14 protein-coding genes are annotated in these 15,657 nt (G+C 70.1%); 3 read left to right on the forward strand and 11 right to left on the reverse strand.

All coding sequences use genetic code 11. The features are described 5' to 3' along the window. Positions 1 to 12 precede the first annotated feature (12 nt). Positions 13 to 1,650 carry a beta-N-acetylhexosaminidase gene (locus ACZ6K0_RS14270; RefSeq protein ID WP_469233723.1) on the forward strand — a complete coding sequence of 546 codons (1,638 nt, stop codon included), beginning with the start codon at positions 13 to 15 and terminating at the stop codon, positions 1,648 to 1,650. 66 nt (positions 1,651 to 1,716) lie between these two features. Here ACZ6K0_RS14270 and ACZ6K0_RS14275 read toward each other — a convergent pair whose 3' ends face one another. Beyond that, a complete protein-coding gene (locus ACZ6K0_RS14275; protein WP_469233721.1) occupies positions 1,717 to 1,926 on the reverse strand; it encodes a DUF397 domain-containing protein in 210 nt (69 codons plus the stop codon). Further along, entirely contained in the window at positions 1,923 to 2,750 is an 828-nt protein-coding gene (locus ACZ6K0_RS14280; RefSeq protein WP_469233719.1) for a helix-turn-helix domain-containing protein, read from the reverse strand. The genes ACZ6K0_RS14275 and ACZ6K0_RS14280 overlap by 4 nt, the downstream gene beginning before the upstream one ends. Positions 2,751 to 2,856: 106 nt before the next feature. Here ACZ6K0_RS14280 and ACZ6K0_RS14285 point away from each other — a divergent pair, with 106 nt between their 5' ends. Together ACZ6K0_RS14285 and ACZ6K0_RS14290 are read left to right on the forward strand one after the other, a co-directional pair. Continuing rightward, entirely contained in the window at positions 2,857 to 3,273 is a 417-nt protein-coding gene (locus tag ACZ6K0_RS14285) for a hypothetical protein (RefSeq protein ID WP_469233718.1), read from the forward strand. Beyond that, the gene (locus ACZ6K0_RS14290; RefSeq protein WP_469233716.1) at positions 3,270 to 3,509 is read left to right on the forward strand and encodes a hypothetical protein; all 240 of its coding nucleotides are present in this window, start codon (positions 3,270 to 3,272) and stop codon (positions 3,507 to 3,509) included. Before ACZ6K0_RS14285 ends, ACZ6K0_RS14290 begins: the two co-directional genes overlap by 4 nt. A gap of 819 nt (positions 3,510 to 4,328) precedes the next feature. Here the strand turns inward: ACZ6K0_RS14290 and ACZ6K0_RS14295 are convergent. The 9 genes from ACZ6K0_RS14295 to ACZ6K0_RS14335 form a co-directional block, all read right to left on the reverse strand. Next, the gene (locus tag ACZ6K0_RS14295; protein WP_469233714.1) at positions 4,329 to 6,119 is read right to left on the reverse strand and encodes an IucA/IucC family protein; all 1,791 of its coding nucleotides are present in this window, start codon (positions 6,117 to 6,119) and stop codon (positions 4,329 to 4,331) included. Next, positions 6,116 to 6,646, reverse strand: coding sequence for a GNAT family N-acetyltransferase (locus ACZ6K0_RS14300; protein WP_469233712.1), 531 nt, complete (start codon positions 6,644 to 6,646; stop codon positions 6,116 to 6,118). The genes ACZ6K0_RS14295 and ACZ6K0_RS14300 overlap by 4 nt, the downstream gene beginning before the upstream one ends. Next, entirely contained in the window at positions 6,643 to 7,926 is a 1,284-nt protein-coding gene (locus ACZ6K0_RS14305; protein WP_469233710.1) for a lysine N(6)-hydroxylase/L-ornithine N(5)-oxygenase family protein, read from the reverse strand. The genes ACZ6K0_RS14300 and ACZ6K0_RS14305 overlap by 4 nt, the downstream gene beginning before the upstream one ends. Then, positions 7,913 to 9,352 carry a pyridoxal phosphate-dependent decarboxylase family protein gene (locus ACZ6K0_RS14310; protein WP_376405603.1) on the reverse strand — a complete coding sequence of 480 codons (1,440 nt, stop codon included), beginning with the start codon at positions 9,350 to 9,352 and terminating at the stop codon, positions 7,913 to 7,915. Before ACZ6K0_RS14310 ends, ACZ6K0_RS14305 begins: the two co-directional genes overlap by 14 nt. A gap of 165 nt (positions 9,353 to 9,517) precedes the next feature. Continuing rightward, on the reverse strand, positions 9,518 to 10,366 hold the full coding sequence (locus tag ACZ6K0_RS14315; RefSeq protein ID WP_469233708.1) for a siderophore-interacting protein: 849 nt from the start codon (positions 10,364 to 10,366) through the stop codon (positions 9,518 to 9,520). Between the two features lie 3 nt (positions 10,367 to 10,369). Continuing rightward, the gene (locus ACZ6K0_RS14320) at positions 10,370 to 11,425 is read right to left on the reverse strand and encodes an ABC transporter substrate-binding protein (protein ID WP_469233707.1); all 1,056 of its coding nucleotides are present in this window, start codon (positions 11,423 to 11,425) and stop codon (positions 10,370 to 10,372) included. A gap of 188 nt (positions 11,426 to 11,613) precedes the next feature. Continuing rightward, positions 11,614 to 12,774 (reverse strand): acyl-CoA dehydrogenase family protein, encoded by a 1,161-nt coding sequence (locus ACZ6K0_RS14325; RefSeq protein ID WP_376405610.1) that lies wholly within the window; start codon positions 12,772 to 12,774, stop codon positions 11,614 to 11,616. An 8-nt stretch (positions 12,775 to 12,782) separates the two neighbouring features. Next, a complete protein-coding gene (locus ACZ6K0_RS14330) occupies positions 12,783 to 13,724 on the reverse strand; it encodes a hydroxymethylglutaryl-CoA lyase (RefSeq protein ID WP_376405612.1) in 942 nt (313 codons plus the stop codon). Beyond that, the gene (locus ACZ6K0_RS14335) at positions 13,721 to 15,649 is read right to left on the reverse strand and encodes an ATP-binding protein (protein WP_376405614.1); all 1,929 of its coding nucleotides are present in this window, start codon (positions 15,647 to 15,649) and stop codon (positions 13,721 to 13,723) included. Before ACZ6K0_RS14335 ends, ACZ6K0_RS14330 begins: the two co-directional genes overlap by 4 nt. Between the last annotated feature and the right edge of the window lie 8 nt (positions 15,650 to 15,657).

Consider the following 15,657-nt stretch of genomic DNA (forward strand, 5'->3'; position numbering starts at 1 on the left):
CCGAAGGGGACCATGCCCGTGAGTCAGCGCCGAAGGATCCCTCGCCTCATCGGATCACTCCTCCTGGTCGCCACCGCCGGGGTGGGCTGCGGCGAGGCCACCGCCGACACCGGAAGCGCCGACGGCAAGGCCGCCGCCGCCGAACCCGAGGTCCGCCCGCTCGGCCGCATCGTGCCCGTACCCGCCTCCGTCGCCCCCGAGGGCGAGCCGTACACCCTCACCCCCGCCACCCGCATCGGCGTCGACGAGAGCTCCCGCGACTCCCGGGCCGTCGGCCGCTACCTCGCCGGGCTGCTCCGCCCCGCCACCGGCTTCCCGCTCCACATCGTCGACGAGGCCTCCGCCCACGACGGCATCCGCCTCCGTCTCGACCCCGACGACACCGAGCTCGGCGAGGAGGGCTACCGCCTGCACTCCGGCCCCGACGGCGTCACCCTCACGGCCCGCGAGCCCGCCGGCCTCTTCCGCGGCGTCCAGACCCTCCGCCAGCAGCTGCCCGCCGCCGTCGAGCGCGACTCCGTCCAGACCGGCCCCTGGAAGATCGCGGGCGGCACGATCACCGACACCCCGCGCTACGCCTACCGCGGCGCCATGCTCGACGTCGCCCGCCACTTCTTCACCGTCGACGAGGTGAAGCGGTTCATCGACCAGCTCGCCCTCTACAAGATCAACACCCTGCACCTGCACCTCTCCGACGACCAGGGCTGGCGCATCGCCGTCGACTCCTGGCCCCGCCTCACCACCCACGGCGGCTCCACCGAGGTCGGCGGCGGCCCCGGCGGCTTCTACACGAAGGAGGAGTACCAGGAGATCGTGCGGTACGCGGCCTCCCGGTACCAGGAGGTCATCCCCGAGATCGACATGCCGGGCCACACCTTTGCGGCCCTCTCCTCCTACGCCGAGCTGAACTGCGACGGCGTCGCCCCGCCCCTCTACACCGGCGTCAAGGTCGGCCTCAGCTCCCTCTGCGTGCCCAAGGACGTCACGTACGACTTCGTCGACGACGTGATCCGCGAGATCGCCGCCCTCACCCCCGGCCGCTACCTCCACATCGGCGGCGACGAGGCCCACTCCACCAGCCACGCCGACTACGTGACCTTCATGGACAAGGTGCAGCCCGTCGTCGCCAAGTACGGCAAGACGGTCGTCGGCTGGCACCAGCTGACCGGAACGAAGCCCGTCGACGGCGCCCTCGTCCAGTACTGGGGCCTCGACCGCACCCCCGCAGCCGAGAAGGAGCGGGTCGCGGCGGCCGCGCGGAACGGCGCCGGACTGATCCTCTCGCCCGCCGACCGCTCCTACCTCGACATGAAGTACACGAAGGACACCCCGCTCGGCCTCGCCTGGGCCGGCACGGTCGAGGTCCAGCGCTCGTACGACTGGGACCCGGCGACCTACCTGCCGGGCGCCCCGGAGAGCGCCGTCCGCGGCGTCGAGGCCCCGCTCTGGACGGAGACCCTGGCGACGACGGACGACCTCGACGTGATGGCCTTCCCCCGCCTCCCGGGCCTCGCGGAACTGGGCTGGTCCCCGGCGGAGACCCACGACTGGGACACGTACAAGGTCCGCCTCGCGGAACAGTCCTTCCGCTTCGACGCGCTCGGCATCGACTACTACCGCTCGCCGCAGGTGCCCTGGCCGGGGGAGTAGCCGGTCCGCACGCGCGGAACGCCCGGCCGGGGAGACCTGGCCGGGCGTTCCGTGTACGTAGGTGGGTCAGGCGCTGCCGAACCCACTGCCCTTGAGGCCGGCCACGAAGGCCGAGAAGGCGGTGGTGGCGACGCTGAGGGCAGGACCGGCGGGCCGCTTGGAGTCACGGACGGGAACGATGCCGTGGGAGGTGACGAGATGGGTTGCGACCTCGACGCACTGGCCGCCGTTCTCGCTGTAGGAGGACTTGAACCAACGGGGGGAATCGGTCGTCACGGGGTGCCCTTTCGCGCCTGGTTGATCAAGGCCACGGATTCCGCCTGGGAGGGCGCTTCGGCCTGCAGCTGATGGTAGGTCGTCAGCATGGGCAGGACCGAGGCGATTTCGCGGTCCAGATGACCCCGCTGGGCGGACTCGGCATACGACATCAGCGATCGATCAGGCATCGTGAGGATGGTGACCGGCAGGCTGAGCGGCCGCCGAATCCCCATGTCGAACGGGGCGATCTGGAGCACGGTGTTCGGCTGTTCGGCGAACTCGACGAGACGCGCCAACTGGGCTTCCATGACAGCCACCTTGCCGATGGGTCGGCGGATGCAGCCTTCGTCCAGGACGACGAAGATCAGCGGGGGAGAGGCGCGAACCAGCGCGGCCTGCCGTTCCGCGATGACCGTGAGCCGCTCGTGGGCCTGCTCCGTGGTGATGGCTCCCCGCTTGACGGCGCTCTCGGTGATCACGGTCGCGTACTCAGGTGTCTGGAGCAGGCCGGGTATGACGCCCACCTCGTACAGCCGGATCTCCGCTGCCCGGGCCTCGTGCTCCACGTACTCCGGGAAGCCTTCCAGGAGCGCCCCCTGCCGCATGTCGCGCCACTCGCGCTCGAACGAATCGTCTGTTCCCAGAGCGGCGTCCGCACGTCGGGCAAGGCGCAAAGTCGGCATCTTGCGACCAGTTTCGACGGAGGAGAGATGTGTCCCGGAGTACCCCATCCGCGAACCCAACTCTTCCTGGGACCAGCTGCGCTCCTCGCGTAACCGGCGCAGGCGTGCCCCGAACGCCGCCTGTGGAGAGCTCTCAGGATCCAACTCCTTGATATTCAAGGGCTCGTCACCAACTTTCCGTCCTTCCGCGACACGTTGATGCGCTCCTGACTGTAGGTCACGCTAAGCACCCCTGGTAGTGGATCCGCTACGGAGAGGAGTGACCGTGTCCGTACATCAACCCGCCGCCGGCGCGTACGTGGCCGATACCGGCAACGGAACGACCCGGCTCGGCAGGGTGTCGCGCAGTCAGGCCGGGGGTGTCTACCTGCGCCCGCCGGGTGGCGGGGCCGAGTGGATCGCCTTGCCCGAGGACCTGCGTGCGCCCACCGAGGGCGAGTGGTCGACCATCCGCATCCTCACCACCCCCGTACCCCCCACGCTCGTTCTCTCCGCCGACCACGGGCTCCGCCCCCGGCCCGAGCCGGTCCCGGACTGCACCCCGTGCGCGTACCTCGCTCGGTGGTTCGACCTCTACATGGGCACCGGGCCGCAGCACGACGAATCCGCCGCCGTGGACTGCGTGGTGGAGATCCGCAACCACCCGCACGACCCGCCGAAGATGCGGATCGTGAAGCCGTGACGGCGGCGCCGGTGGACGTGTCCGTGACGCGCCGGATCGGGCCGCACCCGCAAGGGGAGGTCGTCGCGACGGCGTACTGCATGGACGGCGAGTGCACTTGGGAGACGCAGCCGACGCCCGAGCCGTCGGGCGTGAACGTCGAATGCCTGGCGCACGCCGTCGCCGCCGGGCACGACACCTTTGCCGTCACGGTCGAGTACGTCGCCCTGGTGACCGGCGCGGTTCGCCCCCGGTGACTCCACCTCGTGGCCGTCACGGCCGTACGGCCAGTCATGGGCCAGTGACCCGCTCCAACTCCCGCTCCAAGTAGGAGTGCTTCGCATTCCAGGGACGACTGCGGCCTCCGGACTCGCATGATCACCACGGTCTTGAAGTGCCCCAGCCTCACTGTCACTCCTGACAGTACATTCCAATGAACACCTCCCCCTTCCACCCTTTCCCTTCTGGGACGTAAGCCAAGTAGTCCAACAGGCACTCCCCGTTCCAGTCGCGGGAGCGCGAATTTGTCAGGTATGGCTTGCCGTCATGGAGCTTCCAGCCCTCGCCCTCGGTGCGAGAAAGTCGGCTGACTTCGTCCGGTGAGGCTCGAACGAAATCTTGCCAGCGCATCCCTAGTGAGGCGAGGTACGCGACGCTGTCGGTCGAGTCCGCAACGAACGACATGTTCGCCGAGAAGCCATCTTTGTCCTCCTTCTCGCAAAACTTAAGGGCAGTGATATCCGGGAGGTGGCCTAGAGAGTATTTCGTTCTCAGTTGCGCCGAGACTTCTCCGGTCGAGCATGATTCCGAATAATTCGACGGCGATGCGGAACATGCTGACGCCAGTAGTCCCATTCCGAGCAAGGAGGCGGCACTACGTATAAGTCGCATCTCGGATCCCCTCACGAACCTTTGCGTCGGCCTTGCGCCCGCCATCCTCGCGCACGCTCCAGTCGCCGGCCCGCCTTTGAAGGTGAGCCCCCCCGGAGCCGCCTGGCCCACCCACGGCGGGAAACGGACGCGAGCCCCGCCGGAGGACCGTGCTCCGGTGGGGCTCGCGTCGGTTCAGGGGTGGGTCAGGCGAAGCGGGCTATCGGGTTGACCAGGTCGCCGACGAGCTGGAGGGCCGCCGACGGGTCCGAGAGGTCGACCATCTGCTTGTTGTTGCGGAGCTGGAGGCGGTTGAGGGCCGACAGGGCGAAGGTCTCCTCGAACATGTCGTACTGCGCGAAGCGGTCCGCCAGTTCCGGCTTCGACGCCTGGTAGGCGTGGGTGCACTCCGCGACCGTCCGCCAGAAGCTCTCCTCGTCCAGGACGCCCTCCGTCGCCAGCGTCGCCGCCAGGAAGCGGAAGAAGCAGTCGAAGACGTCCGTGAAGACCGAGAGGAGCTTCATGTCCTCGGGGATCTCGGCGCGGACGCGCTCCACCGCCGGCGGGAGGACCGCCGTCGGGTCCATGACGACGATCTCCTCGGCGATGTCCTTGAAGATCGCCCGGGAGACCCCGCCCTGCTCGTCCAGGACCAGGATCACGTTCTCGCCGTGCGGCATGAACGCCAGGTCGTAGGCGTAGAAGCTGTGGAGGATCGGGAGGAGGTAGGCGTCCAGGTAGCGGCGGAGCCAGGCCGTCGGTGCGACGCCCGACTCCTTGATCAGGGCGCCCGCGAACGACGCGCCCGCGTGGTCCACGTGGAGGAGCGAGGCCATCGTCGCCAGGCGCTCGCCTTCGGCCAGCGTCGGGACCGGGGACTCGCGCCACAGCGCGGCCAGCATCTTGCGGTACGGGGAGTAGCGGTCGGTCGCGGCCTCGTACTCCATGTGCCGGTAGCCGACGGCCGCCCGCTCGCGGATGATCGAGAAGTCGGCCGCCCGGAAGGTCGCGTCCGACTCGATCAGCGTGTGCAGCCAGTCGTTGATCGCCGGGGTCGCCTCCATGTACGCGGCCGACAGGCCCCGCATGAAGCCCATGTTGAGGACCGAGAGGGCCGTCTTCACGTAGTGCTTCGTCGGGTCCGACGTGTTGAAGAACGTACGGATCGACTGCTGCGCCAGGTACGTGTCGTCGCCCTCGCCCAGGTAGACGAGGCGCTGCTGCGCCACCTCGGCCGCGAAGGTGACGGACAGCTTGTTCCACCACTGCCAGGGGTGGCAGGGCATGAGGAGGTAGTCGGCCGGGTTCAGGCCGCGGGCGGCGAGGGTCGCGGCGAAGGCGTCCACCGTCGCGTCGCCGAGCTCGGCGCGGATGAACGTCTCGTACGCGATGTCCGCGCCGGCCGTGAAGGTCGTGCGGTCGCGCCGCGCCGCCAGCCAGATCAGGTGGATGTCGCTCGCGGCCTCGGGGGCGTACGCGCGGAACTCGTCGACGCCGAAGCCGAGCCGGCCGTTGTTGGCGACGAAGCAGGGGTGGCCCTCGGTCATCCCGGTCTCGATCGCCTGGAAGCCGGCGTGGGTCAGTTCGGCGGAGGTGACCGGGGGCTTGGTCGACTTGTACGCCGTGCCGGCGAGGGTGGAGGAGATCTCCTCCAGGTAGACCGGCAGGATCTCGTCGCTGAGGCCGAGGGCGCCGCGCAGCTCGGTGATGAACTGGAGCGCGTCCAGGGGGAGCTGCTCGTCGCCCCGGTGGCGGCTGATCGAGTCGGGGTAGACCTGCCAGTGGTCGAGCGCGAACCGGTCCGCCGTGAAGCGGTACTCGGTCGTGCCGTCGTCGCCGAGGACCTTGTAGCGGCTCTCGCCCAGCTCCTGCGGGTTGAGGAGCCGCTCGTGGGCGAACTCGGCGAGGCCCTTGCGGATCAGCGCGCGGTTGGCGGTCGCCCAGCGGTCGGGGGTGAGGTGGGCCACCGGGTCGGGGGAGTGGTTGATCGTGCTCATATCGACACCGCCACGGCCGCCTCGAACTGTTCCCGGGTGCAGAAGCTCAGCAGTGCCCTCTTCTCCGGCTTCTGGATCTCGCGCTCCGGCACGAAGCCGACGATCTCGTTGAGGGCGTGGACGGCCTTGTTGGAGACGTCGGGCTCGACGACCACGCGGGCCGTCGCCGGGTCGGCGAACAGCTCCGCCATCACGGCGGTGATCACCTTGCGGGTGAAGCCGTGGACGGGGGTGTCGGTCGGGGCCACGAGGAAGTGCATGCCGACGTCGCCGGGCAGCGGGTCGTAGAGGCCGACCAGCTCCAGGTGGGCGGGGTCGTAGCGCTCCATGAGGACGGCGGGCACCTCGTCGACCAGGCCGATGAAGGCCTGGTGGTGCGGGTGGGCGGCGAACGCCGCGTACTCGCGCTCGACGTCCTCCAGGCTCGCGTCCTGCATCATCCAGAAGGCGGCCTTGGGGTGGGTGACCCAGGCGTGGATCAGCTCCGCGTCCTTGAGGGGATCGAGCGGGCGGAAGCGGACGGTCATATCGCGAACTCCTGGAAAGCGATGGTCTTCTCTACGGGGTAGTACTGGGAGCCCAGCATCTCCCCGATGATGTACGCGTTGCGATACGCCCCCATGCCCAGGTCGGGCGAGGTGATCGAGTGGGTGTGCACGGCCGAGTTCTGCAGGAAGATCCCGCGGCCGGTCGTGTCGATCGCGTAGTTGCGGGCCACGTCGAAGCGGCCCTGGGCGTCCCAGTTGATGCGGTCGCGGACCGGTTCGAGGAAGGCGGGGACGGTGTACTTGTACCCGGTGGCGAGGATCAGGCCCTCGGTCTCCAGGGTGAAGTCCTTCTCTTGCTCCTCCTGGCGGAAGCCGAGCGTGTACGTGCCGCTGGTGTCGTCGTACGCGGCGGCGTGCAGCGCGGAGTTGGTCAGGAGGCGGGTGGGGACGGGGCCGTTCAGGTTCTTCTGGTAGAGCAGGTCGAAGACGGCGTCGATGAGCTCGCCGTCGATGCCCTTGAAGAGGCCCTTCTGCTGGGTCTCCAGGCGGTAGCGGGTCTGCTCGGGGAGCGCGTGGAAGTAGTCCACGTACTCCGGGGAGGTCATCTCCAGGGTGAGCTTCGTGTACTCCAGCGGGAAGAAGCGGGGGGAGCGGGTCACCCAGTTCAGCTTGTAGCCGTGGACGTCGATCTCCGAGAGGAGGTCGTAGTAGATCTCCGCCGCGCTCTGGCCGCTGCCGACCAGGGTGATCGACTTCTTCTTCTGGAGCTCCTCCTTGTTCGGGAGGTAGCGCGAGTTGTGGATGAGGTCGCCGCCGAGGTCCTGGCAGGTCTCGGGGACGTACGGCGGGGTGCCGGTGCCGAGGACGATCCGGCGGGCGCGGAAGGTCTCCCCGGCCTCGGTGGCGACGACGTAGACGTCGTCGGCGGCGTCGAAGGTCACCTCGGCGACGGTCGTCGACCAGCGGACCGAGGTCAGCTTTCCGGCGGCCCAGCGGCAGTAGTCGTTGTACTCGGTCCGCAGCGGGTAGAAGTTCTCGCGGATGTAGAACGAGTACAGCCGGCCCTTCTCCTTCAGGTAGTTGAGGAAGGAGTACGGGGACGTCGGGTCGGCCATGGTGACCAGGTCCGACATGAACGGCGTCTGGAGGTGGGCGCCTTCGAGGAACATCCCCGAGTGCCACTCGAAGTCCGGCTTGGACTCCAGGAAGAGACCGTTCAGGTGGTCGATGGGCTCGGCCAGGCAGGCGAGTCCGAGGTTGAACGGGCCGAGCCCGATGCCGATGAAGTCGTACGTCTCGGGCGTCTCAGGCGTGGACAAGGGTCTCTCCCAGGTACTGCTCGGCGTGGCCGGCGATCAGGTCGAGGACGGCGGCGATGTCGGCCGCGGTCGTCTCGGGGTTGAGCAGGGTGAACTTCAGGTACTGGCGGCCGTCGACCTTGGTGCCGGCGACGACGGCCTCGCCGGAGGCGAAGAGGGCCTTGCGGGCGTAGAGGTTGGCCCGGTCGATCTCGTCGGGCGAGGTCACGGCCTCGGGGACGTAGCGGTAGACGAGGGTGGAGAGCTGCGGCTCGACCACGACGTCGTAGCGCGGGTCGGCGGCGAGCAGCGCGAAGCCCTCCCGGGCCAGGTCGCAGACCTCGTCGAAGAGTTCGCCGACGCCGTCGGCGCCCATCACGCGCAGCGTCATCCAGAGCTTGAGCGCGTCGAAGCGGCGGGTCGTCTGGAGCGACTTGTCGACCTGGTTCGGTATCTGCTCGGCGATCGTGCGGCGCGGGTTGAGGTAGTCCGCGTGGTACGTCGCGTGGCGCAGGGTGGCGCCGTCGCGGACCAGGAGGGCGGAGGAACTCACCGGCTGGAAGAAGGACTTGTGGTAGTCGACGGTGACCGAGTCGGCCCGCTCGATGCCGTCCAGGAGGTGGCGGCGGGTGCGGGAGGCGAGCAGTCCGCAGCCGTAGGCCGCGTCGACGTGCATCCAGGCGCCGTACTCGTCGGCGAGGGCGGCGATCTCGGGCAGCGGGTCGATGGAGCCGAAGTCGGTGGTGCCGGCGGTGGCGACGATCGCCATCGGGACGAGGCCCTCGGCGCGGCAGGCCTCCAGCTCGGCGGCGAGGACGACGGACTGCATGCGCTTGGTCCGGTCGACCGGGATGGAGATGACGGCGTCGGCGCCGAGGCCGAGGAGGGTGGCCGACTTCTGGACGCTGAAGTGGCTGCACTCGGAGGAGAAGACGCGGAGCCTGGAGAGGTCCGTCGTCTTGGCCTCCTCGCGGGCGAGGAGCAGGGCCTGGAGGTTGGACTGCGTACCGCCGCTGGTGAACACGCCGTCGGCGGCGGGGCCGAGGCCGATCCGGCCGGTCGTCCAGTCGATCAGCTTCCGCTCGATGAGGGTGCCGCCGGCGCTCTGGTCCCAGGTGTCGAGCGAGGAGTTGACGGCCGAGAGGACGGCCTCGCCGAGGACGGCGGGGATGACGACCGGGCAGTTGAGGTGGCCCAGGTAGCGGGGGTGGTGGAAGTAGACGGCGTCGCGGAGGTAGACGCTCTCCAGCTCGTCGAGGGCGGCGGAGGAGTCACCGAGCGGCCGGTCGAGGTCCACGGCGTCGATGACGGGGGCCAGTTCGGCGGGCGTGACACCGGTGAACGGGCGGCGCGTCGCGGCGAGTTTGTCCGCCACCCGCTCGACTCCTTCGGTGACGGAGCGCCGGTAGCTCTCCGCCGTGGCGTCGTTGAGCAGGTGGGAGCGCATGTGGGGGCCCTTTCGGGAGGAACGCTGAGGGAAGCCGTGCAAAAGTAAGGTTAGCCTAACCTAATTTTGAAAGCCAAATGACCCCCAACCGGGAAGGGTTGGGGGTCATTTGGGGAAACGGGGGGAGCGGGGGGAGGGGTTGCGGGAGGGCGGGGGAGGGAGGGGTTACGCGTCTTCCTGCGTCTCGTCCGGCACCTCGCGCAGTGCGTCCTCCGACAGGCCCTTGCGCCAGTAGCCGACGAACGTCACCCGGCGGCGGTCGAGTTCGCGCTCGCGCACGAAGTGGCGGCGCAGCGCCTTCACCGCGCCGGACTCGCCCGCGATCCACACGTACGGGGCCTCACCGGGGAGTTCGACCCCGCGCACCGCGTCCACGGCGGACGGCGCCCCCTCCTCCCGTACGAGCCAGGTGACCGTGGCGTCCGCCTCGGTCGCGAGGTCCATGCGGTCGCCGGAGTACGGCACTTCGAGGAACACCTGCGCGCGGGTCTCGGCCGGGAGCCACTCCAGGATCGCCGAGGCGGCCGGCAGGGCCGTCTCGTCCGCCCAGATCAGTACGGAGTCGGCGTCCTCGGGCAGCTGGAAGCGGACGCCCGTGTTCGCGGCGACCGCCGGGCCGAGGACGACCACGCGGTCGCCCGGCGTGGCCTGCGCGGCCCAGCGGCAGGCCGGTCCGCCGTCCTCGTGGATCGCGAAGTCGATGTCCATCTCGTTCGGGTCCGTGCGCTGCTCGCGGACCGTGTACGAGCGCATCACGGCCCGCTCGCCGTCGGGCATCGCCCGCCACGCGCCCAGGATCGCGTACATGTTCGGGTCGTCCAGCGGCGGCAGGACGGGCGCCTCCTGGCCGGGGTGCGGCAGGAAGAGGGAGAGCGACTGGTCGCGGCCCCCGGCGGCGAACCTCTTCAGGTCCTCGCCGGTGAAGGTGACGCGGACCAGCGACGGGCCGAGCCGCCGGGTCCGGTCGACCTGGAGGGAGAAGAACTGGAAGGGGGCGGTCTCGGCGGTCGTCACGGGTCAGGACACCTTCTTCGCGTTCTCCAGGGCCTTCGCCAGGTCCTCCAGGAGCGGGGCGCACTTGGCGTAGGAGTAGACGGGCTCGGTCACGCGCGGGATCACCTGGCCGGCCTTGACGGCGGGCAGCGCGCCCCAGGTCGGCTTGGCCTTCAGCTGCTCGGGCTGGAGGGTGCCGGTGCGGTTGTCGAGCATGATGACGTCGGCCTGGTACTTGTCGACGTTCTCCCAGCTGAGGCCCTCGAACCAGCCGCCCTGGTCCAGCTTGGTCGGGACGACCAGGTTGACGCCGAGCTCCTTGAAGAAGAGCGTGTCGGTCGGGCGGACCGGGGTGGAGACGTAGAAGAGGTCGGGGGAGCCGGAGCCGATCAGGACCTTGATGTCCTTCTTGCTCTTGGCGGCCTTGCGGACGCGCTCGGCGGCGGCCTCGAAGCGGGCCTTGTCGGCCTTGATCTGCGCGGTCTGCACGTCGGCGCCGAGCGAGGCGGCCAGGTCGGCATGGCGCTGGAGGACGGCCGGCATCGACAGGTCCGAGGCCCACAGGGCGACGCTCGGGGCGATCTTGAGGATCTTGTCCTTCTGCTCCGCCGGGACGTACCAGAGGTCGTTCTTCTCCCACATGTCCGTGACGAGGACCTCGGGGTTCAGCTTGAGGTACTCCTCGATCTTGAACTCGCCCCAGACGTTGCCGATGACCGCGACCTTGTCGATGTCGAGGTCGCCCGCCTGGACGTCCGGCTTCCTCGCCTTGGTCTTCGGGTCCTCGACGTAGGTCGGGCCGAAGACGCCGACGACCTCGACGCCGAAGTCGTGCAGGGCGGCGGCGGTGCCGGTGAAGGCGACGATCCGCTTCGGGGTGGCCTTCGCCTTCACGGTCAGGCCGCGGTCGTCCTTGAACTCCCAGGAACCGGACTTGGCCGAGGCGGAGGGGGCCGTCGCGCCGCCGTCCTTCTTCGTGTCGCTGCCGCAGGCGGCGAGCGCGGCGCCGAGCCCGAGGGCACCGCCCGCGGCCAGCAGGCCGCGACGGGTGAGACGGGTGGCGCGGGCGGTGCTGGGCATGGCGGAGTCGCTTTCGGTACGAGCAGGGGTCGGCCGAAGTGGGGCCGAAATGCTGGGCCAAGGTAAGTCGAAGGTAGGTTAGCCTAACCAAACGTCGATCAGTAGGGGTGGGGGCGTGAGGCGTGGATCACGCGAAGGAGCCCGCCGCCCCGGGTGGGGGTGACGGGCTCCTTCGGTGCGTCGGTGGATCAGGCCGGAAGGCCCAACTCCCGCGCGATCAGCATGCGCTGGACCTCGCTCGTGCCCTCGCCGATCTCCAGGATCTTCGAGTCGCGCCACATGCGGGCCACCGGGTACTCGTTCATGAAGCCGTAGCCGCCGTGGATCTGGGTCGCCTCACGGGCGTTGTCCACCGCCACCGTGGAGGAGTACAGCTTCGCGATCGCCGCCTCCTTCTTGAACGGCTCGCCGAGGACGAGCCGCGAGGCCGCGTCCCGCCAGCCGATCCGGGACATGTGAGCCTTCGTCTCCATGTCGGCGATCTTGAACTGGATCGCCTGGTTGTCGGCGATCGGCCGGCCGAAGGCGTGGCGCTCGTGCGCGTACTTCACCGACTCGTCCACACAACCCTGCGCGAGCCCGGTGGCGAGCGCCGCGATCGCGACCCGGCCCTCGTCCAGGATCCGCAGGAACTGCGCGTAACCGCGGCCCTCTTCGCCGAGCAGGTTCTCCACGGGGACGCGGACGTCGGAGAAGGAGAGCTCCCGGGTGTCCGAGGCGTTCCAGCCGACCTTCGAGTACGGGGCGGCGACCGTGAAGCCCGGCGTGCCGGACGGGACGATGATCGAGGAGATCAGCGGGCGGCCGTCGGGCTTGCGGCCGGTGACCGCCGTGACCGTCACCAGACCCGTGATGTCCGTACCGGAGTTGGTGATGAAGCACTTCGAACCGTTGATGACCCAGTGGTCGCCGTCCCGGACGGCCGTGGTGCGGGTGCCGCCGGCGTCGCTGCCCGCGCCCGGCTCCGTCAGACCGAAGGCGCCCAGCATCTCGCCGCTGGTCAGCTTCGGCAGCCACTCCCGCTTCTGCTCCTCCGTGCCGAAACGGAAGACCGGCATGGCGCCGAGGGAGACGCCCGCCTCCAGCGTGATGGCGACGGAGGAGTCGACCCGGGCGAGCTCCTCCAGGGCGATGCCGAGCGCGAGGTAGTCACCGCCCATGCCGCCGTACTCCTCGGGGAACGGCAGCCCGAACAGGCCCATGCGGCCCATCTCGGCGACGATCTCGTACGGGAACTCGTGCCGCTCGTAGTAGTCGCCGATCTTCGGGGCGACGACGTCGTGCGCGAAGGCCTCGACGGTACGGCGGAGTTCCTCGTGCTCTTCGGTGAGCCGGTGGTCGAGGGACATGGGTTTCGTCACTCCTTGTGGGAGAGGGCGCGGACGGTACGGGAAGGGCTGGGCCGGCCCAGCTGTTCGGCCATCCACCCGCTCGTGGCGGTGAGGGCGGCCAGATCGACCCCGGTCTCGATGCCGAGACCGTCGAGCATCCACACGAGGTCCTCGGTGGCGAGATTGCCGGTCGCGCTCTTCGCGTACGGGCAGCCGCCGAGGCCGCCGGCGGAGGCGTCGACCGTGGTCACCCCGTGCCGCAGCGCGGTGAGGGTGTTGGACAGGGCCTGTCCGTAGGTGTCGTGGAAGTGCACGGCGATACGGGAGGCGGGGACCCCGGCCTCGTCGAGCGCGGCCAGGAGCGCCTGGACGTGGCCCGGGGTGGCGACACCGATGGTGTCGCCCAGGCTCAGCTCGTCGCAGCCCATCTCGGCGAGGGCCTTCGTGACGCGGACGACCTGCTCGATCGGGACGGCGCCCTCCCAGGGGTCGCCGAAGCACATCGACAGATAGCCGCGGACCTTGAGCCCCGCCTCTATGGCGCGGGTGACCGTCGGCGCGAAGAGCGCGAGCGCCTCGTCGACGGTCCGGTTGAGGTTGGCCTTCGCGAAGGACTCCGTCGCGGAGGCGAAGACCGCGATCTCCCGCGCCCCGAGCGCGAGGGCCCGGTCGAGACCGCGCTCGTTCGGCACGAGGACCGGGAGGCGGACGGGCAGGTCGCGGACGAGCGGGAACAGCTCCTCGGCGTCCGCCAGTTGGGGCACCCACTTCGGGTGCACGAAGCTGGTCGCCTCGACCGTGTCCAGGCCGGCGGCGGCGAGCCGCCGGATGAACTCGGCCTTCACGGCGGTCGGGACGGCCGACTTCTCGTTCTGCAGCCCGTCGCGGGCCCCGACCTCGTGGATCCGCACCCGGGCGGGCAGAGCGGGGTCGCGCACGGTCATGGGCAGACCCAGGCCCGTGGTCATGATTCCTCCCGGGGGGCGACGACGGCCAGGATCTGGTCCATGGCGACGGTGGAACCGGGCGTGACGTCGAGCTCGGTGACGGTGCCGGCGTGCGGGGCGGAGATGACGTGCTCCATCTTCATCGCCTCGACGACGAGCAGGCTCTGCCCGGCCTCGACCTCGTCCCCGACGGCCACCTTGACGACGGTGACGGTACCGGGCATCGGCGCGGCGAGCGTGTCCGCCCCACCGTGCCGGGCCCCGCTGAGCGCGGCCTCGACGGGGTCGTGGTCGAGCACGTGCCAGGAATCGCCGTCCCGGCCGAGCCAGTTGCCGCTGCGGTGGAAGTGATGGGTGAGCCCGTCGAGCGTGACCGTCACGGCGGTGTCCGTGACCCGGGCGCCGCCCGGCGCCTCGACCGTCACGGGTTCGAGTCCCGGGACGCGTACGGGGAAGGGCAGCGGGGCCGGACGCCCGCCGAGCCGCCAGCCGCTCGGGACCGAGAAGGGGTCCGCCCAGCCGTCCCGGGGCGCCGGGGTCAGCTCCGCCAGCCGTACGGCCGCCGCCGCCGCGTACACCTCTTCCGGGACGCCCGACGGGACCAGGCTTTCCGCTTCCCGTTCCACCAAGCCCGTGTCCAGGGCACCGGAGACGACGTCCGGGTGGGCCAGCAGCCTCCGCAGGAAGCCCGCGTTCGTGGGGACGCCGAGGGTGACCGTGTCGGCGAGGGCCGCGCGCAGCCGGCGCAGGGCCGTGGGGCGGTCCGGGGCGTGGACGATGACCTTCGACAGCATCGGGTCGTACAGGGACGAGACCTCCGTGCCCTGCGACAGGCCCGAGTCCGTACGGACGCCCTGTCCCTGCGGTTCGTTCAGGGCGAGCACCGTGCCACCCGAGGGGAGGAAGCCCCGCGAGGGGTCCTCCGCGCAGATGCGGGCCTCGATCGCCCAGCCGGTCAGCGTGATGTCCGACTGCGCGAACGGGAGCGGCTCGCCCGCGGCGACCCGCAGCTGCCACTCCACCAGGTCGACGCCGGTGATCAGCTCCGTCACCGGGTGCTCGACCTGGAGGCGGGTGTTCATCTCCATGAAGTAGTACGCCGACGGGTCGACGCCCGGGACGATGAACTCGACCGTGCCCGCGCCCACATAGCCGCAGGAGCGCGCCGCCTCGACGGCCGCCGCGCCCATCGACGCCCGGACCTCCGGGGTGAGGAGCACGGACGGCGCCTCTTCGATGATCTTCTGGTGGCGGCGCTGGAGCGAGCACTCGCGCTCGCCCAGGTGGATCACGTTCCCGTGGGTGTCCGCGAGGACCTGGATCTCGATGTGCCGCGGCCGGTCGATCCACCGCTCCACGAGCAGCGTGTCGTCACCGAACGAGGCCCGTGCCTCCCGGCGGGCCGCCGCGATCTCCTCCTCCAGGACCGCCAGGTCCCGGACGAGCCGCATGCCCTTGCCGCCGCCGCCGGCGGACGGCTTGAGGAGGACGGGTGCGCCCAGCTCGCGGGCCGCCTCGACCAGTTCGGGGTCGGCCGCGCCGGGGACGACGGGCACGCCCGCCGCCTTGACGGTCTCCTTCGCCCGGATCTTGTCGCCCATCAGGGCGATCGCCTCGGCGGTCGGGCCGATGAAGACCAGACCCGCGTCGGCGCACGCCCGCGCGAAGCCGGCGTTCTCCGCGAGGAAGCCGTACCCCGGGTGCACGGCCTGCGCCCCGGTGCGGGCGGCGGCGTCGAGGAGGGCGGGGACGGACAGGTACGACTCGGCGGCCGGCGGCGGACCGATCCGTACCGCCGTGTCCGCCTCCCGTACGTGCCGGGCGTCGGCGTCCGCGTCGCTGTAGACGGCCACCGACCGCACGCCCATCTCCCGCAGGGTGCGGATGACGCGGACGGCGATCTCTCCTCGGTTGGCCACCAGCACGGTGTCGAACATGCTGCGCATCTCTTGGG

The organism is Streptomyces sp. NPDC042346 (genome assembly GCF_055581845.1).